Below are 17,958 nucleotides of genomic sequence, written 5' to 3'. Positions count from 1 at the left end.
GAGCGGTCTGTGAAGCTGCCGGGCTTTATATTTCCTTGAACCAATGCTCATTGAGCCAGGGCTTGGAACATTGCCCAGCGAGCGTGATCATCTCGCGTTAGATGAACCCAATGTTGGTGCTGACCTCGCCCAACTGAACCCCGGTTCAGGATGCCGGTCCGGTGGCCTTCACAGGCACCTAACACTTCTCTACACCCCCGCATGACATTCGAACCTTTGCTCATTGGCGAGTTGGCTGCTTTGGGCTTGGCCACCGGTTTTATGGCGGGACTGCTGGGCATTGGTGGCGGCATGTTGATCGGCCCCTTTCTTACTCTGATTCTGTCGGCCCGCGGCATTCCAGCCGATCTGGCCGTCAAGATGGCCATTGCCACCTCCATGGCCACCATCATGTTCACCAGCATCTCCAGCGTGCGCGCCCACCACCAGCGCGGCGCCGTGCGCTGGGACTTGGTCAAGGGCCTGGCCCCTGGCATTGTGCTGGGCGGGGCGCTGGCCAGTCTGGGTGTTTTCGCCCTGCTCAAGGGCACCACGCTGGCACTTTTGTTTGCGGCATTCGTGGGCTACTCGGCCACACAAATGTTTCTGGACAAAAAACCCAAACCCAGTCGGCAAATGCCCGGCATTGCCGGGCAGACTGCCACTGGCAGCGTGATCGGGTTTCTGTCGGGGTTGGTAGGCGCTGGCGGAGGCTTTGTCAGTGTGCCGTTTATGGTGGCGTTCAACGTGCCCATCCTCAATGCCGTAGCCACCAGTGCGGCGCTGGGCTTTCCGATTGCCCTGGCCAATACTGCGGGTTATGTCTGGAGCGGCCAAGGCGTTGAGGGGTTGCCCGCTTGGTCGCTGGGTTATGTATGGCTGCCGGGCTTGCTGGTCATTGCCTGCTGCAGCGTGCTGACCGCCCCATTGGGTGCCCGCACCGCCCACCGCCTGCCGATTGCCAAACTCAAGCGCACCTTTGCCATGGTGCTGTACCTGCTGGCGGCCTACATGCTCTACAAGGGCCTGAGCGGCTAAAAGCCCAAGGCGCCAGGCAGTGGCGGCGGAGTGAGTCGCGCAGCCAGCGCCTCAAACTCAGCCGCCGGCAGCCCCGGTGAACACAGAAAACCCTGGAAGGAGGCGCACTGCAGTTCCCGCAGGTAGTCGCACTGGGCCTGAGTTTCCACCCCTTCCGCCACCACCGAAAGCTTGAGCGCGCGCGCCATCGCCACGGTAGCACCCACAATCGCCCGATCACTCTCGTCCTCGGGCAAGCCCATCACAAAGGTGCGGTCGATCTTGAGCTTGGAGATAGGGAATTTCTTCAGGTAGGCCAGGCTGGAGTAGCCGGTGCCAAAGTCATCAATCGCCAGGCTCACGCCCAAGCCCGCCAGCGCGTGCAGGCGGGCCAATGCCTCATTCGCGTCTTGCACAAGGATGGACTCGGTGAGCTCCAGCTCCAGCAGTGCCGGGTTGAGCTCGGCATCGGCAATACAGGAGGCGACGCGCTCCACAAAATCAGGCTGCTGAAACTGCAAAGCCGACACGTTGACCGACACCACCAGCGGCCGTCCGGCACGCTGCCAAGCCACAGCCTGGCGCACCGCCTCCTGCATGACCCAGCTGCCAATGGTGATGATGAAGCCCGACTCCTCAGCCAGTGGGATAAAGGTAGCAGGTGACACCACGCCCAGTTCCGGATCGGTCCATCGCACCAGAGCCTCGGCCCCCAGCAGGCGTCCGTCGTCCAACGCAACTTGCGGCTGGTAGTGCAGGCGGTACAGGCCCGACTCCATGGCACGGCGCATGGCGTGGTCCATCTTCATGCGCGAGAGCAGGTCCACATTCATCTGAGGCTGGTAGAAGCGGAAGTTGCCGCGACCCCGCTCCTTCACCCGGTACATGGCGGTGTCGGCGCACTTGATCAGGTCGTCCAGCGTGCGTCCATCAGCCGGGTACATGGCCACGCCAATGCTGCAGCCCAACGAAAAATTCATCCCGTCGACCTCGAACGATTGGGCCAGTGCATCCAGAATACGCCGTGCTGCGACTTCAGCACCCATGGCATCGGCATCTTGCAGAAAGGCCACGAACTCGTCGCCGCCCATGCGGCTGAGCGTGTCCACATCCCGCATGCAATGCAGGATGCGGTCCGACACTTCAATCAGCACACGGTCACCAAAGGCATGGCCCAGCGAATCGTTGATGTTTTTGAAACGGTCCAGGTCAATGAACAGAATGGCAAAGTGGCCACCACCTCGTTCTGCCAAACGCAGCGCAAACTCCACACGCTGACCTAGCAACAGGCGGTTTGGCAAACCGGTCAGTACGTCGCGGTAGGCCAGCTTTTCAATACGGCGCTGCGCCTCCAAGCGCTCCGTCATGTCCTTGAAAAAAACAACCGTATGGCTGAGCTGGCCCTGTGCATCGAGCAAAGCGACCCAGGACACCTCCACCGCAACTGCGGTGTTTGCCACCTTGCGCCAGACTTCACCCGCCCAGAATCCGCGGGCTAGCAGAGCCAGTTCGATCTCGGCAAACAGTTCGGACCGCTCGGGGTCGTGAAAAAACTGCCGTGCGGATGAACCCAGCAGTTGCCCGCTGGCATGCCCTGCCAAAGCAACACAGCGCGGATTGGCCTGCAACACGTCAAATGCAGCGTTGGTAATAAACACCGCTTCCGGGCTGGAGTCGAACACTTTGGCCGCCAAGCGCAGCTGCCCTTCCGACTGCATTTGTGCCGTGATGTCGCGAAAAGAATAGACCCGCCCACGCACCCGGTTGCGGCTGCGCTGGGGCACCGACCGGCGCTCCAGTGTTTTCCCATTGCGCAGGCGCAACAGGTCGACCTGTTCGGCCGATGCATCCGCCTCCAGGGCCAAAGCGGCACCCTGATAAGCCTCTTGGTCCAGCACCTGGCTTTGGAAGTACTCCATGACCTGCTCAGGCGTCTGGGCGGTGTGGAGTTCAATTGGCAACCCGCACATTTCCGCAAACCGCTGGTTGAAGTTGCGGATGCGCCCCTGCAGGTCCATGACCACAATTCCGTCGCCGGTTGATTCCAGCGTAGCGCTGAGTTCCGAGACCCGATGCTCCAGGGTTTCTTCTGCGGCTTTTTCGGCGCGCATGTCACGCAGGGCGACCAGATAACACGGCGTGTCAGGAGTCAGCCAGATTCGACTGACCTTGCGCTCCACCGCAATGGCATCACCGTCACCCGTGCGCAACAACGCATTGGAGTGAATGCTGTGGGCCAGACCTGCAGCCACGTCCTCCCAGAAAAACATGTCTTCGGGTGTGACGGCCAACGCAATGGCGGGCATGCCTACCAGCGTTTGCACTGGCAAACCCACAAGTTGCGCAGCTGCGGCATTGACAGCCGTGATTCGCAGAGTCTTGGGGTCTACCAACCAGATGGCGTCAAGCGTTGCGTCCAGCAGCTCTGCCAAACCCGCATCGCTCATGCCATCGGCGCAGGCGACTCGGGGTCTGGGGCCTGTTCAAAGAAATAACAGATGCGCTGGCGTGGGGCCAAGTAGTCCAGCGCTGAAGGCGGTAGATTGGCCGGCTTGAGGCTGCGCCGGATACCCAGCTGAGGAGCGTGCTCCAGGTCCAGAATCAAGGCTTCATGTTTGGGCACACTGGGCTCGTGCAAGATCACACGCGGCTTGAGCGGTCGGGCCGAGTTGACCGACACCACGATGGCGTAACGGTCATCGATCAGTTGCACCACCGAGCCTGGCGGATACACGCCCATCATCCGGATGTAGGCGCTCAGCGCAGCAGCATCAAAACGGGTTTTGAGCTGCGCGAATATCAGGGACAAGGCCTCGTGGGGCGTGAGTGCGGTTGCCGGGCGGCTGGGGTTGCAAAGGTTGTCGTAGCGGTTGACCAATGCCAGTATGCGACCTGCCACCGACATGGCATCGCCTTTGATGCGGGACGGGAAGCCGCTGCCGTCAGCCAACTCGTGGTGCTGTGCGAGCGCCAGCTGGGCACCGGGGCGCAACTCCATGGCCTTGGCCAGCAAAGCGCCCTGGGCCACATGCTCTTGGTAGGCGCGGTATTCCGCGGTGGAAAAATTTTCTTCGACCCAGCGCACGCGGTCGGGAATCTTGACCTTGCCAATGTCATGCAAAAAGGCTGCCATTCCCAGGTCATGCAACTCAGCCGCTTGCAGGCCCATGGCTTTGCCCAGCAACAGGGACACAATGGTCACATTGACCGGGTGCATGGACGATTTGTCACCTGCCGCCTCTGACAGCAAACGAATGGAGGCTTCGCCCTTGTCCAACAACTCCGACACATAGGTATTCACCATGGTCTGGCATTGTTCGGCCACCACCTTGGGCTGGGTCTGCACCTGGTCCACGACCTTGCGGTACAGCCTTACCGATTCGCCAAACCGCCGTTCACAGACCACCAAACTGCGGTCTTGGGCTGCAAGGGCCGCAGCCCGCAAGCGACGCTGTTCTTTTTCACGCAAGACAGCAAGTTGACGCTCATCCAGGGCTGCTGCTTGTGCATGGCCACGGGCCTGAGCTTGTTCCGCAGCGGGATCCGGATCACTTTTGGAGGGGATGCAACGAATGCGCGTTTGACCCAGGCTCTGCAAGGTCTCGATCTGCTTCTGCGAACTGATCTTGAAACTTCCCGTGGGGAAAGGATGGGACATCCAGCCCACATCCAATTCGATGTAAAGCCCAACGCGCAGCGCCCCTACATCTATCCAAACGGAATCTTCAATAGTCATATTTGGTTGCTTGCGATACGCCTCGTGTCTGTCAACTGTTCTGAGCATACCCCACGTATCTAGGGGAAAACGCTTCTTTGGCCAGCAGTTTCTGTATATCTGCAACAGTGCGTATCCAGATATGCCGTGCACAATGGAATTCAACACGGGCCGCAAACACAGGCCCACGTCCAGAGGGGTTCCCATGTCACCACGCTTCACGCCCAGCCCTGTGTGGTGCCTGCTGTACGCGCTGTGGATCGCGCCTGCACTGGCAGCCAGCGATGCCGACCTGGCCCAAAACCTCGACCGATACAGCACTTCCGAGCTCGAAGCTGCGTGTGCGCGTATGTCTTCCCGTAGCCATGTCAGCGGACTCACCGATGGCGCTTGGATGGCCCTGCCCTTTGGGGGGCGCACCTATTACTACCGATCAGCGTGTTACCAGGAGCTGGCTCGGCGCACAGGCAATGCCAGTTGGTGCACCCGGGTCGAAGAACGCAAAACCTTGTTCGGCGACGGCAGTGGCGTCTCACCCGCCCAATGTGAACGCCAGGTTGCGCAAGTACAAAGTGACCGTGCCGAGCAGCAAGCATCTGCGGCGCGCCATGCCGCTGCCGTGAAAGGGGCGTTTACTGTCCGCAATGTCACAGCGACTGAGCAAATGCAGGGCGATTGGCAGCTGCAGGTGGCCCTTGAAGGACGCCTTGCGGGGCGATACCAGTTGGAAGTGGCGCGATTGACGCCGAAGCGAGTCGTTCTTGTCAGTGAAGAATTGAAACTGGAACACGACACCCTGCAGCGTTGGCTTCTGCCGCGCCACGTCGTGCTGGGCCCGACCACACCGCCCATGATTGCACCACTCGCGGTCAGTTTGTCTTACCTTCCACCTGTGGACGACCGTATAGTTTTGGGTCCCCACCTGACCAGCATTTACAACCTCACGTTGTCGCTGCCCTGAGCGTCACACGGATCACCGCGCCATGCAAAAGGCCCGCACAGAGCGGGCCTTTTGGCACGTCCCCAGCCAGCGCCAGGGAATCAGGGAATCATCAGCCCATATGCAAACCACCGTTGACGGAGAAGTCTGCACCCGTGGCATACCCACCCTCGTCAGACGCCAGCCAGGCAATGATGGACGCGATCTCGGAGGGTTCGCCCAAACGCTTGACCGGCACGGTGGCCACAATCTTTGCCAGCACATCTTCACGGATCGCCTTCACCATGTCGGTGCCGATGTAGCCCGGGCTCACCGTGTTCACGGTGACGCCTTTGGTGGCCAACTCTTGTGCCAGCGCCATGGAGAAGCCGTGCATGCCGGCCTTGGCGGCCGAGTAGTTGGTCTGGCCAGCCTGCCCCTTCTCACCGTTGACCGATGAGATGTTGATGATGCGACCCCAACCCTTTTCCACCATGTCAGCCACCACTTGTTTGGTGACGTTGAACATGGAGTTCAGGTTGGTTTCGATCACCGCATCCCAGTCTTCGCGGCTCATCTTCAGGAACATGCGGTCGCGGGTAATGCCGGCGTTGTTCACCAGCACGTCAATGGTTCCGTGCTCAGCCTTGGTCTTGCCAAAGGCCTCCACTGTGGAGTCCCAGTCGCCCACATTGCCCACCGAGGCGAAGAAGGTGTAGCCCAGCGCTTTTTGTTCGGCCAGCCATTTGGCGTGGTCACGCGTAGGGCCGCAGCCGGCAATCACCTTGAACCCATCCTTGTGCAAGCGTTGGCAGATGGCGGTACCGATGCCACCCATGCCACCGGTGACGTACGCTACTTTTTGGCTCATTGTGTATCCTCTTTTTAAGTTAATTTGCTATCAAACAAGGAGCTGCTGACGCATATTCCATGAGCGCCAGCAGTCCATTTCATGCCTATCGCTCAACCGCGAGCGCAACTCCCATGCCGCCGCCAATACACAAGGAAGCCACGCCCTTCTTGGCCCCGCTGCGTTGCATTTCGTGCAGCAGCGTCACCAAGATGCGGGCACCGGACGCACCAATGGGGTGGCCGATGGCGATGGCGCCGCCGTTCACGTTCACCTTGGCGGGGTCAATATCCAGCAGCTTGTTTACTGCACAGGCTTGCGCTGCAAACGCTTCGTTGAGTTCAAACAGATCCACATCCTGTGCCTTCCAGCCGGCACGCGCCAGGGCGCGCTGGGTGGCGGACACGGGGCCCAGGCCCATCAGGGCAGGGTCCAGACCCGTGGTGCCAAAGCTTGCAATGCGGGCCAGGGGTGTCAGGCCCAAGGCGGCGGCCTTCTTGGCCGTCATCACCATCACACCGGCAGCGCCGTCGTTCAGGCCCGACGCATTGCCCGCCGTCACGCTGCCGGCCTTGTCAAACGCGGGGCGCAGGCCCGCCAGCGCTTCGGCATTGGTTTTTTTGTTGATGAATTCGTCGGTGTCAAACACGACCGGGTCGCCCTTGCGCTGGGGAATGGTGACCGCAGCAATCTCGGCCTTGAACTTGCCAGCCTCTTGTGCAGCAGCGGCCTTTTGCTGGCTGCCCAGCGCCAGCGCGTCCTGCTGTTCGCGGGTGATGCCCTGGGCCTTGGCCACGTTCTCGGCGGTGATGCCCATGTGGTACTGGTTGTAGACGTCCCAGAGACCGTCGGTGATCATGGTGTCTGCCATCTTCCAGTCGCCCATGCGCTGGCCGTCACGGCTGCCCAGCAGCACGTGGGGCGATGCACTCATGTTTTCCTGGCCACCGGCAATCACAATTTCGCTATCGCCCCAAGCCACGGCTTGGGCGGCCAGCATCACGGCCTTGAGGCCGGAGCCGCACACGGCGTTGATGGTCAGGGCAGGTGTCTCTTTGGCAAGGCCGGACTTGATGCCCGCCTGGCGCGCGGGGTTCTGGCCCACGCCTGCGGCCAGCACCTGGCCCAGGATCACTTCACCCACGGCATCCACGGGCAAGCCGCTGCGCTCCAACAGGCTCTTGATGACGATGCTGCCCAGCTCGGTGGCAGGGGTTTTGGCCAAAGAGCCGCCAAATTTTCCAACTGCAGTACGGGCTGCAGCAACGATGACGATATCTTCCATCAGGTGTCTCCTTCTCTCTCTTAGTAAATCAAAAAACCTCAAGCCTTGGCTTGGACATAACGACCAGGAGCCGCCTCTATGGCTTTGTACTTCCCTTTGCCATAACTCTTGGGTGCAGCAATTTGCTTGCCAGCATGGCCTTTGAGCCACTGCGACCAATCGGTCCACCAGCTGCCGGGGTGTTCGGTGGCACCCTCCAGCCACTGTGCGTGCGTCTTGGGCAACTTGCCGTCGGCGCGTATCCAATGGCTGCGTTTGTTTTTGGCAGGCGGATTGATGACACCCGCAATGTGACCCGATGCGCCCTGCACAAAGCGCTTTTTGCCGGGCAGGATTTGCGTGGAGGCGTACGCGCCACCGATGGGCACGATGTGGTCTTCCCGCGAGCCGTAGATGTAGACCGGAATGTCTACGGCACGCAGGTCCAGCTTCTCACCGCAGACGGTGAGCTTGCCGGGCTTGATGAGATTGTTTTCGAGGTAGGTGTTGCGCAAGTACCAGGCGTAATACGGACCAGGCAGGTTGGTGCTGTCGCTGTTCCAGTACAGCAAATCAAACGGGGGCGGAGTCTCACCCTTGAGGTAGTTGCCCACCACGTAGTTCCACACCAGGTCGTTAGGGCGCAAGAAGCTGAAGGTGCTGGCCAGGTCCTGGCCCTTCATCAGGCCGCCCTTGCCCAGCTCGCCTTCACGGTACTTGACCATGGCCTCGTCAATGAACACATCGAGGATGCCGGTATCCGAGAAGTCGAGGAAGGTGGTGAGGAAGGTGGCGCTGTCCACCGGCTTTTCACCACGCGCAGCGAGCACGCCCAGCGCGGTACCCAGCATGGTGCCGCCCACACAAAAGCCCAGAGCGTTGATGGTCGGCGAGCCGCTGATGTCCTGGGCTACACCAATAGCCTTGATGACAGCACCTTCGATGTAGTCATCCCAAGTTTTGTTCGCTAGCGTGGCATCAGGGTTACGCCAGCTCACCACGAACGTGCGGTGACCCTGCTCCACTGCGTAACGGATCAATGAATTTTCGGGCTGCAAGTCCAGGATATAGAACTTGTTGATACAGGGCGGCACTAGCAAAAACGGCTTCTGGTAGACCTTGGCCGTCAGCGGCTTGTATTCGATGAGCTGGAACAGCTCGTTCTCGAACACCACAGCGCCTTCGGTGGTGGCCACATTTTTCCCGACCTCGAACAGGCTTTCATCTGTCATGGACACATGGCCCTGCTGGAGGTCATGCACCAAGTTTTTCAGGCCCTTGGCAATGCTCTCACCCTTGGTCTCGATGGCTTTTTTCTGTGCCTCGGCGTTGAAAGCCAAAAAGTTGCTCGGCGCGGCAGCGGCCATCCACTGCTCTACCGCAAACCGGATGCGGCTCTTGGTCTTGGCGTCTGCGTCGACGGCCTCGGCAAGACCCATGAGGGTGCGGGCGTTGAGCAGGTACACCGCGGCGGCATAGGCGGCCATGGGGTTGTCACCCCAAGCGGGCGCGGCAAAGCGGCGGTCGTTGCTGGCCGGGGTTTGGGTGGGGTGGTTCAAGCCCTGGCTGAACAGGCCCATGGCCTCTTGCAGGTACTGCTGCTGCAAAGCCTGCAGTTTTTCGGGAGCGAAGTGGATTTCGGGTGGTTTCTCCGCCATGGCGGGGAAACCCGCCCCGGCCGATCCCAGGTCCATGCCCTGAAAGGATTCGAGGGCTTTGGACCAGCTCTGGGTGAAAGCCTGCTGAAATTGTTGCGTTGCCTGGGCCAAAAAGTCGGAATTGGGTTGGGTCACGCCATCACCTTGGATATTAGTGTGTCTAGTCTAACGCCCAAGTATGGCAGTCCGAGACCTGCGTTATCCTGACTTACACCAAGAGAAACCCTATGTACATCATTCCCATCGCATGGCTCTATGTAGCCCTCATGATGAGTGTGGCCGAAGCCACCAACTCCAATGGCACCGTGCTGGGCGCCATCGTCACCTTTGTCTTGTATGGACTGCTGCCCATCGCCTTGATGCTCTATTTCATGGGCACACCCGGGCGCAAACGCAAAATCCGGGCAAAGGAAATGGCAGAACGCGAAGCAGCCATTGCGGCCCATGCTGCCGCTGCGGCTTCCGACCCCAAGGACTCAGCCCAGCCAGATGCAGGCAGCCAGGCGCCCGCTGACCCGGTCACGCCGGTGGGAAAAGAACCGTGACGGATTGCTGACGGTGCACCATGGCGTGCTGCCGTCATTGCCATAAACCGCCGTGATGCCCGCAGCCTGCAGGCGTTGTCGCGCCAGAGCAGGCAGGTTGGCCCACCATTTGCCGGGACTGGCCGGCACAAAACAATCCCCTGCGGCGGGCATGTTCTCTGCAAACGCTTGGCGCACGTCATCCCCCACCTCAAACGCCGTGGGGCCTATGCAAGGGCCCAGCCATGCTATGATTTCAGGAGCTGCTTGTGCACTATCCACGGGCCCCAAAGCCCGATTTCCCTCATGAATGGCGGCCAGCGTAGTCTCCACCACGCCGACGCCGCCCTGCCCGGCCAAGCCGCGCCACCCCGCGTGGGCGGCAGCGACCCAGGTGCCACTGGCGTCGCACAGCAGAATGGGCAGACAGTCCGCCACCATGATGGTGCAGGCTACGCCGGGCTGGGTGGCCAAGCAGGCGTCGGCCAGGGTGCCATCGGATGTATCGGGCGCCAGCGTCTGCACCTGCGTGCCATGCACCTGCTCCAGAAACACGGGGCGCACACCCAGCGCGTGCTGGAGCAGCGCACGGTTGGCCAGCACAGCCTCAAGTTCGTCGCCCACATGGGTGCCCAGGTTCAGCAGGTCGTAGGGCAGGCGGGATTGGCCGCCGCTGCGCGTGGTGCACAGGGCTTTCACCTGGGCGGGGGCGGGCCAGTTGGGCACCAGCCAGTCTGGGGGTTGGTGTAGGTTTTTGTCATTCATGGGGTGAAGTCCGGGCAGCGGCTGGGCTGGGCCGTGTCAAACGCGGGCAGCGCCATACAGGCGTCAAACGCCGCCATCGTCAGCGGCAAGCCATCCAGATCGGTGTCAAAACGCCGGGCGTTGAAAATTTGTGGCACCAGCAGGCAGTCGGCCAAGGTGGGCAAGTCGCCGTAACAAAAGGCGCTGGAGCGCAGCCCCGAGGCCTCCAGCCGGTACAACTGGCGCTCAAACGCGAGCAGCCCCTGGCGCACCCAGTGGCGGTACCAGGTGTTCTTTTCCTCCTCCGTGCATTGCAGCGTATGGCTAAGGTACTTAAGCACGCGCAGGTTGTTGAGCGGGTGGATCTCGCACGCAATGGTTTGCGCCAGTGCCCGCACCTGGGCTCGGCCCAGCGCGCTGGCCGGCAGCAGCGGCGGCGCGGGGCGGGTTTCGTCCAAATATTCGATGATGGCCATGGACTGGGTCAGTGTGTGGCCGTCCACCTCCAGCACGGGCACCAGGCCGTCGGCTGACAATGCGCGGTGCCCCTCCTGCAACTGCTCGCCACGCACCAGGTGCACGGGCAGGTAGTCAAACGGCAGCCCTTTGAGGTTCAGCGCGATACGCACCCGGAACGAGGCGGATGATCGGCAGTAGTTGTACAGCTTCATGCCCGCGAGGATAAACCCGAAGCCGTTACCATTGGAGACCCTCCCACTGACATTCCCACGCCTGGAGCCCCCATGATTCTGGAACTTGCCGACATCCGTATCCACCCCGGCCAGAACGCCGCCTTTGACGAAGCCATTGCCCGCGGCCTGCGCGACGTCATCTCCCAGGCCAAGGGCTTCCAGGGTTACAAGGTGAACCGGGGGCTAGAGAGCCCCGAGCGTTACATCCTGCAAATCTTCTGGGCCACGCTGGAAGACCACACCGTGGGTTTCCGCGAGGGCCCGCTGTTCCCGCAGTGGCGCGCCATTGTGGGCCCCTTCTTTGCGAGCCCACCCGTGGTAGAGCACTTTGACCTGGTGGTGAAGTCGGCCTGAGGGAGTTACGCGCCATGAGCTTTGTAGTCACGCCCCCCGCCATTCCCTCCATCCCCGTGGTGGGTGAATCGGCCCGCTTTCCTATCCACCGCATGTACTGCGTGGGTCGCAACTACGAAGAGCACGCCAAGGAAATGGGCCACACCGGCCGCGAGGCACCCTTCTTCTTCATGAAGCCGGCCGACGCCGCGCTGGTGGCCGAAGCCGGCCAGACCGTGGACATGCCCTACCCCACGCTGACCAGCAACCTGCACCACGAGGTGGAGCTGGTGGTGGCCATTGGCAAAGGTGGCGCCCACATTGCCGCGGCCGACGCCCACCGGCACATTTACGGCTATGCCGTGGGCCTGGACATGACGCGCCGCGACCTGCAAAACGAGATGAAGAAACAAGGCCGCCCTTGGTGCATCGGCAAAGGCTTTGACTTCTCCGCGCCCATTGGCCCCATCACCCCCGCGGGCCAGGTGCCGGCCATCCATAGCGCGACCATTGCGCTGCAGGTGAATGGCCAGGACCGCCAGCGCAGCAACATCGCCAAGCTGATCTGGAACATTGCCGAGACCATCGAGCAACTGTCCGCCGCCTGGACGCTGCAACCCGGCGACCTGATCTTCACTGGCACCCCCGAAGGTGTGGGCGCCGTGGTGCATGGTGACGTGTTGCTGGCCCGCGTGGAGGGCCTGCAGCCCCTGCGCGTGCAGTTGGTCTGATTGCCCATGCTGCGCGCCCCCATTCGCCATTGCAAACAATGCGGCACCGCCGTGGTCTACCGCGTGCCCGATGACGGTGACACCAAGGAACGTGCCGTCTGCCCGGCCTGCGGCACCATCCACTACGAGAACCCACTAAATGTAGTGGGCACCGTGCCGCACTGGGGCGACCAAGTACTGCTGTGCAAACGCAATATCGAGCCACGTTTTGGCAAATGGACGCTGCCCGCTGGGTTTATGGAGCTCAACGAGACTACAGCCGAAGGTGCGGCGCGGGAAACCGATGAAGAGGCCGGCGCCCAGTTTGAGCTGGAAGGCCTGTTCACCCTGCTGAACGTGGCGCGTGTAGGCCAAGTGCACCTGTTTTACCGAGCCCGCCTGACCAGCGACCAATTCAACCCCGGCACCGAGACCATTGAGGCGCGACTGTTTACCGAGGACGAAATTCCTTGGGACGAAATTGCCTTTCGCACCGTCAAAGAAACGCTGGAGCACTACTTTGCCGACCGACGCAGCGGCCAGTACGGCATCCACACCATAGACATTGTCTAGCCCCATGCTGCCCTGTTTTGTCATGTTGGACCTGGAGACGACCGGGGGCAGCGCGGTACATGACCGCATCACCGAAATTGCCGCGGTGCGGGTGGAGAATGGCGTGGAGGTGGCGCGCTGGAGCACATTGGTGAACCCTGAGGTCTCCATCCCTTCGTTCATCCAGAGCCTCACCGGCATCACCAACGACATGGTGGAAGACGCACCCACCTTTGCCCAGGTGGCGCCCCGGTTGCTGGAGCTATTGGACGGCGCGGTGTTCGTGGCCCACAACGTACGGTTTGACCACGGGTTTGTGGTGAACGAGCTGGCCCGGCTGGAGAAGCCGCTCAATATCAAGACACTCTGCACCGTGCGCCTGTCGCGCAAGCTGTACCCGCAGCACAAGGGGCATGGGCTGGATGCCATCATGCAGCGCCACGGCCTGCACACCCAGGCCCGCCACCGCGCCATGGGCGATGTGGACGTGGTCTTGCAATGGCTGCAGCTGGCCCAAGCCGAGCTGGGCGCTGAGGTGCTGCAGCGCGAGGCCAAGGCCTTATTGCAAGGCAGCGCCAGCTTGCCGCCTCTGCTGGAAACTCCGATGGAGGACATTCCCGATACCCCTGGGGTGTACTTGTTCTACGGCGAAGGCAGCATTCCGCTCTACGTGGGTAAAAGCGTAAACATGCGCACCCGCGTGTTGTCGCATTTCCAGAGTGCTTGCAAAGTCGCACGCGAGATGCGCATCCTGCAAGAAATCCGCCGGGTGGAATGGCGCGAGACTGCCGGTGAATTGGGTGCGCTGTTGCTGGAGTCGCGCTTGGTCAAAGAGTTGCAACCTCTGCACAACCGCCAGTTGCGCAAAGAGCGCCAACTCAGCGCCTGGATGCTGCACGACAACCCCAACGCACGCCCGTTGGTGCAACTGGTGCGCATGGACGAGGTGGACGCCGCGGCCATGGGGCAGCTTTACGGCGTGTACCGCTCCAAACGGCAAGCCATGGACGCCCTCCGTTTGCTGGTCGAAACCCACCAGCTGTGCCCCCAGGCGCTCGGGCTGGAGTCGGGCAAGGGCGCCTGTTTTTCCCACCAAATTGGTAAATGCAAAGGCGTGTGTGCGGGCCACGAGCCTGTCGCCCTGCACCGCGTGCGCCTGGAAATGGCCATGGCACAGCATCGCCTGCAGGCTTGGCCGCACCCAGGGCGCGTGGGCGTGCGTGAGCACCACGCACCGACCGGGCGCACCGACATCCATGTGTTTGACCGCTGGTGCCACATCGCCACCGTGCACGATGACGACGGTTTGGCCGATGTGCAGCAGAGCCGCCAGCAGGTGCTGGCTTTCGATCTGGACACCTACCGCCTTTTGGTGAAACGGTTGGCGCCCCCTTTGGGGCGTGAACGTGCGGTATTCCACTTGCCACAGGTGCAGCCATGACCCAAGCCGCCTCCGAGCCCCTGCGTGCTCAGCTGACGAATGCCATTGTGGATCTGGTGGTGCGGGTACCACCCAGCGACGAAGCGGCGCAAACGCAACCCGCCGTTCGGGCCCACGCCATTGCCCGCACAGCGGCACGCCGTGCCAGCCTGCTGGCTGGCTCGCTATCGCTACCGCCAGGGGTACTGGGCTGGGTGACCGTGCTGCCAGAAATGGTGGGTGTGTGGAAGCTGCAGGCCCAAATGGTGGCCGACATCGCCGCCGTCTACGGCCAGCACCACCGCCTGCGGCGCGAGCATCTGCTCTACTGCCTGTTCAAACAAATCTCAGCCCAGCTGTTTCGCGACCTGGCCGTACGCATGGGTGAACGCGTGGTGGTGCGACCCACCACACAAAAAGTACTTCAGGTGCTGGCACAGAAGCTGGGTGTCGCACTGGCTGGCGCTGCGCTGCGCAAAGGCGCTTCGCGTTTTGTGCCGCTGCTGGGCGCAGTCAGCGTGGGCGCCTATGCCTACTACGACACCTTGCAGGTTGCCAACAACGCGGTCGCCTTGTTTGAGGATAAAAAAGGTCTTTAGAACCCATGGATACTGCGCGAACAGCTATAAAAACAGGAGCAAAAAATGAACATTCTGCATGACCTTCAATGGGTGCTACCGCTGCGGTCGGCCACAGGCACGCAGCTGGCCATGGCTTTTTCCTGGCTCGGCTATGCCACCTTTCTGATGTTCTTCATGTCGATTGGCTACTGGGTGTGGAACAAGGAGCGTTTCTTTCGCCTGCTGGTAGTTGTGGCCAGCAACGCCCTGCTCAACGCCTATGCGAAAGACCTGTTTCAGGACCCGCGCCCGCCGCTGGAAATTCGCTTGGACGACCTGGTGGGTGCGAGCTACGGCCTGCCCAGTGGCCACGCCCAAATGGCCGTGGCCTTGTGGATGTGGCTGGCGTGGGAAGTGCGGAGAACCTGGGTCTGGTGGCTATGCAGCGCCATTGCGCTGGGCGTGATGTTCAGCCGCATGTACCTGGGCGTGCATGACCTGGAAGATGTGCTGGCGGGTGCCTTGCTGGGTGGCGCCAGCCTGCTGGTGTTTGCATGGGCGCAGCGCCAACCCAGCCCGCTGCAGCGCTCATTGCCTTTGCAGCTGGCAGCCATTGGGGGTGTCACGGTCTTGGCGCTGTTCACTTGGCCGGGCGGTCAGCCGCCAGATTACGTGCCCATGCTGGCAACCTGGCTGGCTGTGGCTACTGCATGCTTGCACTGGGACCGGGGGCACACGCAGTTTGCAGCACCCAGCGGCCCCACACGCACCATCACTGCGGCCCTGCTGGGGGCAGTGCTGTTTTGGGGTGAGCAAAAACTGCTCAAAACCCTGGGGCTGCAGTTGCAGTGGGAGCCCTCGCTGTGGGCGGCGACCAAGGGAGTGGTCAGCGGGGCGTTTGTGGCCCTGTGTGTTCCTTGGGTGTTGCGGTCCGTGCGACTCTCGTCCGGCCGCAAAACACCCCCCCATCCCTGATATCCACCAATCACTTCCTGCACCGCTCCCCCGCGCACCATGGCCAAACTGTTTTTCCGCTACTCGGCAATGAATGCCGGCAAATCCACGTCACTGCTACAAATTGCCTACAACTACGAAGAGCAAGGACAGACTGTGCAGCTCTTCACCGCGGGCATTGATGACCGTAGCGGCCACGGCAGCATCGCGTCACGCCTGGGCATTCAACGCCAGGCCAGCGTGTTTGATGCCCACACCGACTTTTGGGCGCTGCTAAGCCCACACACGCAACTGGCCTGTGTGCTGATCGATGAATCGCAATTTTTGACTCCCACGCAGGTACGCCAGTTGCACCAAATTGCCCATACTGTGGACATACCCACCATTTGTTTTGGTCTGCGCTCCGACTTTCAAGGCAACCCATTCCCTGGGGCCGCTTACCTTCTGACACTCGCAGACGACATTGAAGAGATCAAGACTATTTGCGCCTGTGGCCGCAAAGCCACCATGAACATCCGCGTCGATGCCGAAGGCAAGCGGGTGCGCGAGGGCGAACAGGTGGAAATTGGCGGGAATGAGCGCTACCAGCAGGCCTGCGCGCGCTGCTTCTACCAGGAGCCAAGCGATGGAAAAATCTGACCTGTCCCCTCCCCCTTGGCCACAAGTTGGCGCGGGGCTCTGGACCCGGTGGTGGGGCTATCTTGTGCGCTGGCTGGTATTTGGTGTGGTGGTCAGCGTCTTTCAGCCGGTGGACGACGGCCTGGACGGGCTGTGGCAACGCCTCTCCGTTCGGTTGGCTTTGGGTATCGCATTTGGACTGGTCGCCGCCACGGTGTTCACCCTCGCAGAAAACACACTGAACGGTGCGCGGGTTCGATGGAAAACGTGGCTGTTGGTGTTGTTGACCTGGCTAAGCGTCAAGGCCTTGTTCGTCACAGCCATCGCTTTGGTCTAAGCGGGCCTCGAGCATGGGTGGCAAATAATCGTCCGAAACTCTTCCATGAAAAAAGCCTCCAAGCATTACTGCTTGAAGGCTTTTGACATATCTAATGGTCGGTGTGAAAGGATTCGAACCTTCGACCCCTTGCACCCCATGCAAGTGCGCTACCAGGCTGCGCCACACACCGATCGAGCCTCAAATTATAACCTCTGTTTTTGGCGCTTTCAGGCCGCTTCGGCAAGAAGTTCGCGAATCTCAAACAATTCGCGCTTGAGTTGTACCAACTCCATCGCAGGCAAATCAGGTGCATCAGCCAATTGGCTGTCTTCAAAGTCGTCCAAGTCCATGTCGTCGACTTCAACCACTTCCAATCCGTCCAGCATGACCTCGCCATTGCGCTTCTTGTCGCGCTCGGTTTGCAAGAGCTCTTGCATTTTGTTGCGCGCTCCGCTGATGGTGAAGCCTTGGTCGTACAACAAATCACGGATCCGACGGATCATCAACACCTCGTGGTGCTGGTAGTAGCGGCGGTTGCCACGGCGCTTCATGGGCCGCAGCTGCGTGAACTCCTGCTCCCAATACCGTAGCACGTGAGGTTTGACGCCGCACAAATCTCCCACCTCACCGATGGTGAAATAGCGTTTGGCGGGAATGGGAGGGAGCGTTTTCTCCATTGAAATCAATGCTGTACGAGACAAAGCGCAGAGGTTACTCTAAGTTTTGCCTGCATGCAAAGACCATTTGGCAGCGAACTGCCAAATGGCTCACAGGTGTTGCTAAACGGCGCTGGCCGTTTTGCCTTCGTCCTGGATTTGCTCTTTGAGTTTGTGGCTGGCGTGAAAGGTCACCACACGGCGCGCCTGGATAGGAATCGCCTCCCCAGTGCGCGGGTTACGACCGGGTCGTGGTGCTTTGGTGCGGATCTGAAAGTTGCCAAAGCCAGAGATTTTCACATCGGTGCCATCCACCAGGCTCGCCGCAATCAGGTCGAAAAACGCGTCGATCATGTCCTTGGACTCGCGCTTGTTCAGCCCGATTTGCTCGAACAGCATGTCGGCCAGCTGGGCTTTCGTCAGCGCGGGCGTCTCCAGGCTTTCAACAGAAAAATCCATGGTGGCTAGAACCTT

General features: G+C 60.9%; 20 protein-coding genes and 1 tRNA gene. 11 read left to right on the top strand and 10 right to left on the bottom strand.

Annotation, left to right across the window (positions count from 1 at the left end):
* Positions 1–201 precede the first annotated feature (201 nt).
* Positions 202–1,017 carry a sulfite exporter TauE/SafE family protein gene (locus tag U5O12_RS01475; RefSeq protein WP_322576920.1) on the top strand — a complete coding sequence of 272 codons (816 nt, stop codon included), beginning with the start codon at positions 202–204 and terminating at the stop codon, positions 1,015–1,017.
* Here U5O12_RS01475 and U5O12_RS01470 read toward each other — a convergent pair.
* A complete protein-coding gene (locus U5O12_RS01470; protein WP_322576919.1) occupies positions 1,014–3,443 on the bottom strand; it encodes an EAL and GGDEF domain-containing protein in 2,430 nt (809 codons plus the stop codon). The genes U5O12_RS01475 and U5O12_RS01470 overlap by 4 nt on opposite strands.
* Entirely contained in the window at positions 3,440–4,732 is a 1,293-nt protein-coding gene (locus U5O12_RS01465) for an HD-GYP domain-containing protein (protein WP_322576918.1), read from the bottom strand. Before U5O12_RS01465 ends, U5O12_RS01470 begins: the two co-directional genes overlap by 4 nt.
* A 184-nt stretch (positions 4,733–4,916) precedes the next feature.
* Between U5O12_RS01465 and U5O12_RS01460 the strand changes: the two genes are divergently transcribed.
* Positions 4,917–5,672, top strand: a complete 756-nt coding sequence (locus tag U5O12_RS01460) for a hypothetical protein (protein WP_322576917.1) — start codon at positions 4,917–4,919, stop codon at positions 5,670–5,672.
* A gap of 91 nt (positions 5,673–5,763) precedes the next feature.
* On the opposite strand, the gene phbB is transcribed toward U5O12_RS01460, so the two are convergent.
* From phbB to phaC, 3 genes are all read right to left on the bottom strand, one after another.
* A complete protein-coding gene (phbB, locus tag U5O12_RS01455) occupies positions 5,764–6,501 on the bottom strand; it encodes an acetoacetyl-CoA reductase (RefSeq protein ID WP_322576916.1) in 738 nt (245 codons plus the stop codon).
* A gap of 85 nt (positions 6,502–6,586) precedes the next feature.
* Positions 6,587–7,765 (bottom strand): acetyl-CoA C-acetyltransferase, encoded by a 1,179-nt coding sequence (locus U5O12_RS01450; RefSeq protein WP_322576915.1) that lies wholly within the window; start codon positions 7,763–7,765, stop codon positions 6,587–6,589.
* A gap of 38 nt (positions 7,766–7,803) precedes the next feature.
* A complete protein-coding gene (phaC, locus tag U5O12_RS01445) occupies positions 7,804–9,537 on the bottom strand; it encodes a class I poly(R)-hydroxyalkanoic acid synthase (RefSeq protein ID WP_322576914.1) in 1,734 nt (577 codons plus the stop codon).
* A gap of 92 nt (positions 9,538–9,629) precedes the next feature.
* Between phaC and U5O12_RS01440 the strand changes: the two genes are divergently transcribed.
* Positions 9,630–9,947: a hypothetical protein gene (locus tag U5O12_RS01440; protein WP_322576913.1), complete on the top strand. Its 318-nt coding sequence runs from the start codon at positions 9,630–9,632 to the stop codon at positions 9,945–9,947.
* Here U5O12_RS01440 and pgeF read toward each other — a convergent pair.
* Positions 9,879–10,691: a peptidoglycan editing factor PgeF gene (pgeF, locus tag U5O12_RS01435; protein WP_322576912.1), complete on the bottom strand. Its 813-nt coding sequence runs from the start codon at positions 10,689–10,691 to the stop codon at positions 9,879–9,881. The genes U5O12_RS01440 and pgeF overlap by 69 nt on opposite strands.
* Entirely contained in the window at positions 10,688–11,341 is a 654-nt protein-coding gene (maiA, locus tag U5O12_RS01430; RefSeq protein ID WP_322576911.1) for a maleylacetoacetate isomerase, read from the bottom strand. The genes pgeF and maiA overlap by 4 nt, the downstream gene beginning before the upstream one ends.
* Positions 11,342–11,413: 72 nt before the next feature.
* Here maiA and U5O12_RS01425 point away from each other — a divergent pair, with 72 nt between their 5' ends.
* Genes U5O12_RS01425 through U5O12_RS01390 form a run of 8 tightly spaced genes read left to right on the top strand, consistent with a single transcriptional unit; the run spans position 11,414 to position 16,846 of the window.
* Positions 11,414–11,716 carry an antibiotic biosynthesis monooxygenase gene (locus U5O12_RS01425; protein ID WP_322576910.1) on the top strand — a complete coding sequence of 101 codons (303 nt, stop codon included), beginning with the start codon at positions 11,414–11,416 and terminating at the stop codon, positions 11,714–11,716.
* 14 nt (positions 11,717–11,730) lie between these two features.
* Entirely contained in the window at positions 11,731–12,426 is a 696-nt protein-coding gene (locus U5O12_RS01420) for a fumarylacetoacetate hydrolase family protein (RefSeq protein ID WP_322576909.1), read from the top strand.
* Positions 12,427–12,432: 6 nt separating this feature from the next.
* Positions 12,433–12,978: an NUDIX hydrolase gene (locus tag U5O12_RS01415; RefSeq protein WP_322576908.1), complete on the top strand. Its 546-nt coding sequence runs from the start codon at positions 12,433–12,435 to the stop codon at positions 12,976–12,978.
* Between the two features lie 4 nt (positions 12,979–12,982).
* The gene (locus tag U5O12_RS01410; RefSeq protein WP_322576907.1) at positions 12,983–14,398 is read left to right on the top strand and encodes an exonuclease domain-containing protein; all 1,416 of its coding nucleotides are present in this window, start codon (positions 12,983–12,985) and stop codon (positions 14,396–14,398) included.
* A complete protein-coding gene (locus U5O12_RS01405; protein WP_322576906.1) occupies positions 14,395–14,976 on the top strand; it encodes a hypothetical protein in 582 nt (193 codons plus the stop codon). Before U5O12_RS01410 ends, U5O12_RS01405 begins: the two co-directional genes overlap by 4 nt.
* 45 nt (positions 14,977–15,021) lie before the next feature.
* Positions 15,022–15,912: a phosphatase PAP2 family protein gene (locus tag U5O12_RS01400; protein WP_322576905.1), complete on the top strand. Its 891-nt coding sequence runs from the start codon at positions 15,022–15,024 to the stop codon at positions 15,910–15,912.
* Positions 15,913–15,951: 39 nt separating this feature from the next.
* Positions 15,952–16,530 carry a thymidine kinase gene (locus U5O12_RS01395; RefSeq protein WP_322576904.1) on the top strand — a complete coding sequence of 193 codons (579 nt, stop codon included), beginning with the start codon at positions 15,952–15,954 and terminating at the stop codon, positions 16,528–16,530.
* Positions 16,517–16,846 (top strand): hypothetical protein, encoded by a 330-nt coding sequence (locus U5O12_RS01390; RefSeq protein WP_322576903.1) that lies wholly within the window; start codon positions 16,517–16,519, stop codon positions 16,844–16,846. The genes U5O12_RS01395 and U5O12_RS01390 overlap by 14 nt, the downstream gene beginning before the upstream one ends.
* 95 nt (positions 16,847–16,941) lie before the next feature.
* Here U5O12_RS01390 and U5O12_RS01385 read toward each other — a convergent pair.
* From U5O12_RS01385 to U5O12_RS01375, 3 genes are all read right to left on the bottom strand, one after another.
* Positions 16,942–17,018: transfer RNA gene (locus U5O12_RS01385), tRNA-Pro, on the bottom strand.
* A 37-nt stretch (positions 17,019–17,055) separates the two neighbouring features.
* A complete protein-coding gene (locus tag U5O12_RS01380; RefSeq protein ID WP_322576902.1) occupies positions 17,056–17,505 on the bottom strand; it encodes a MerR family transcriptional regulator in 450 nt (149 codons plus the stop codon).
* A 102-nt stretch (positions 17,506–17,607) separates the two neighbouring features.
* The gene (locus tag U5O12_RS01375) at positions 17,608–17,943 is read right to left on the bottom strand and encodes an integration host factor subunit alpha (protein WP_105260972.1); all 336 of its coding nucleotides are present in this window, start codon (positions 17,941–17,943) and stop codon (positions 17,608–17,610) included.
* Positions 17,944–17,958: the final 15 nt, after the last annotated feature.

It is taken from the genome of Rhodoferax sp. (genome assembly GCF_034519335.1).
GTDB lineage: Bacteria > Pseudomonadota > Gammaproteobacteria > Burkholderiales > Burkholderiaceae_C > Allorhodoferax.
Note: the sequence above shows the minus strand (reverse complement) of the source record. Positions and strands in the feature narration are given on the sequence as shown.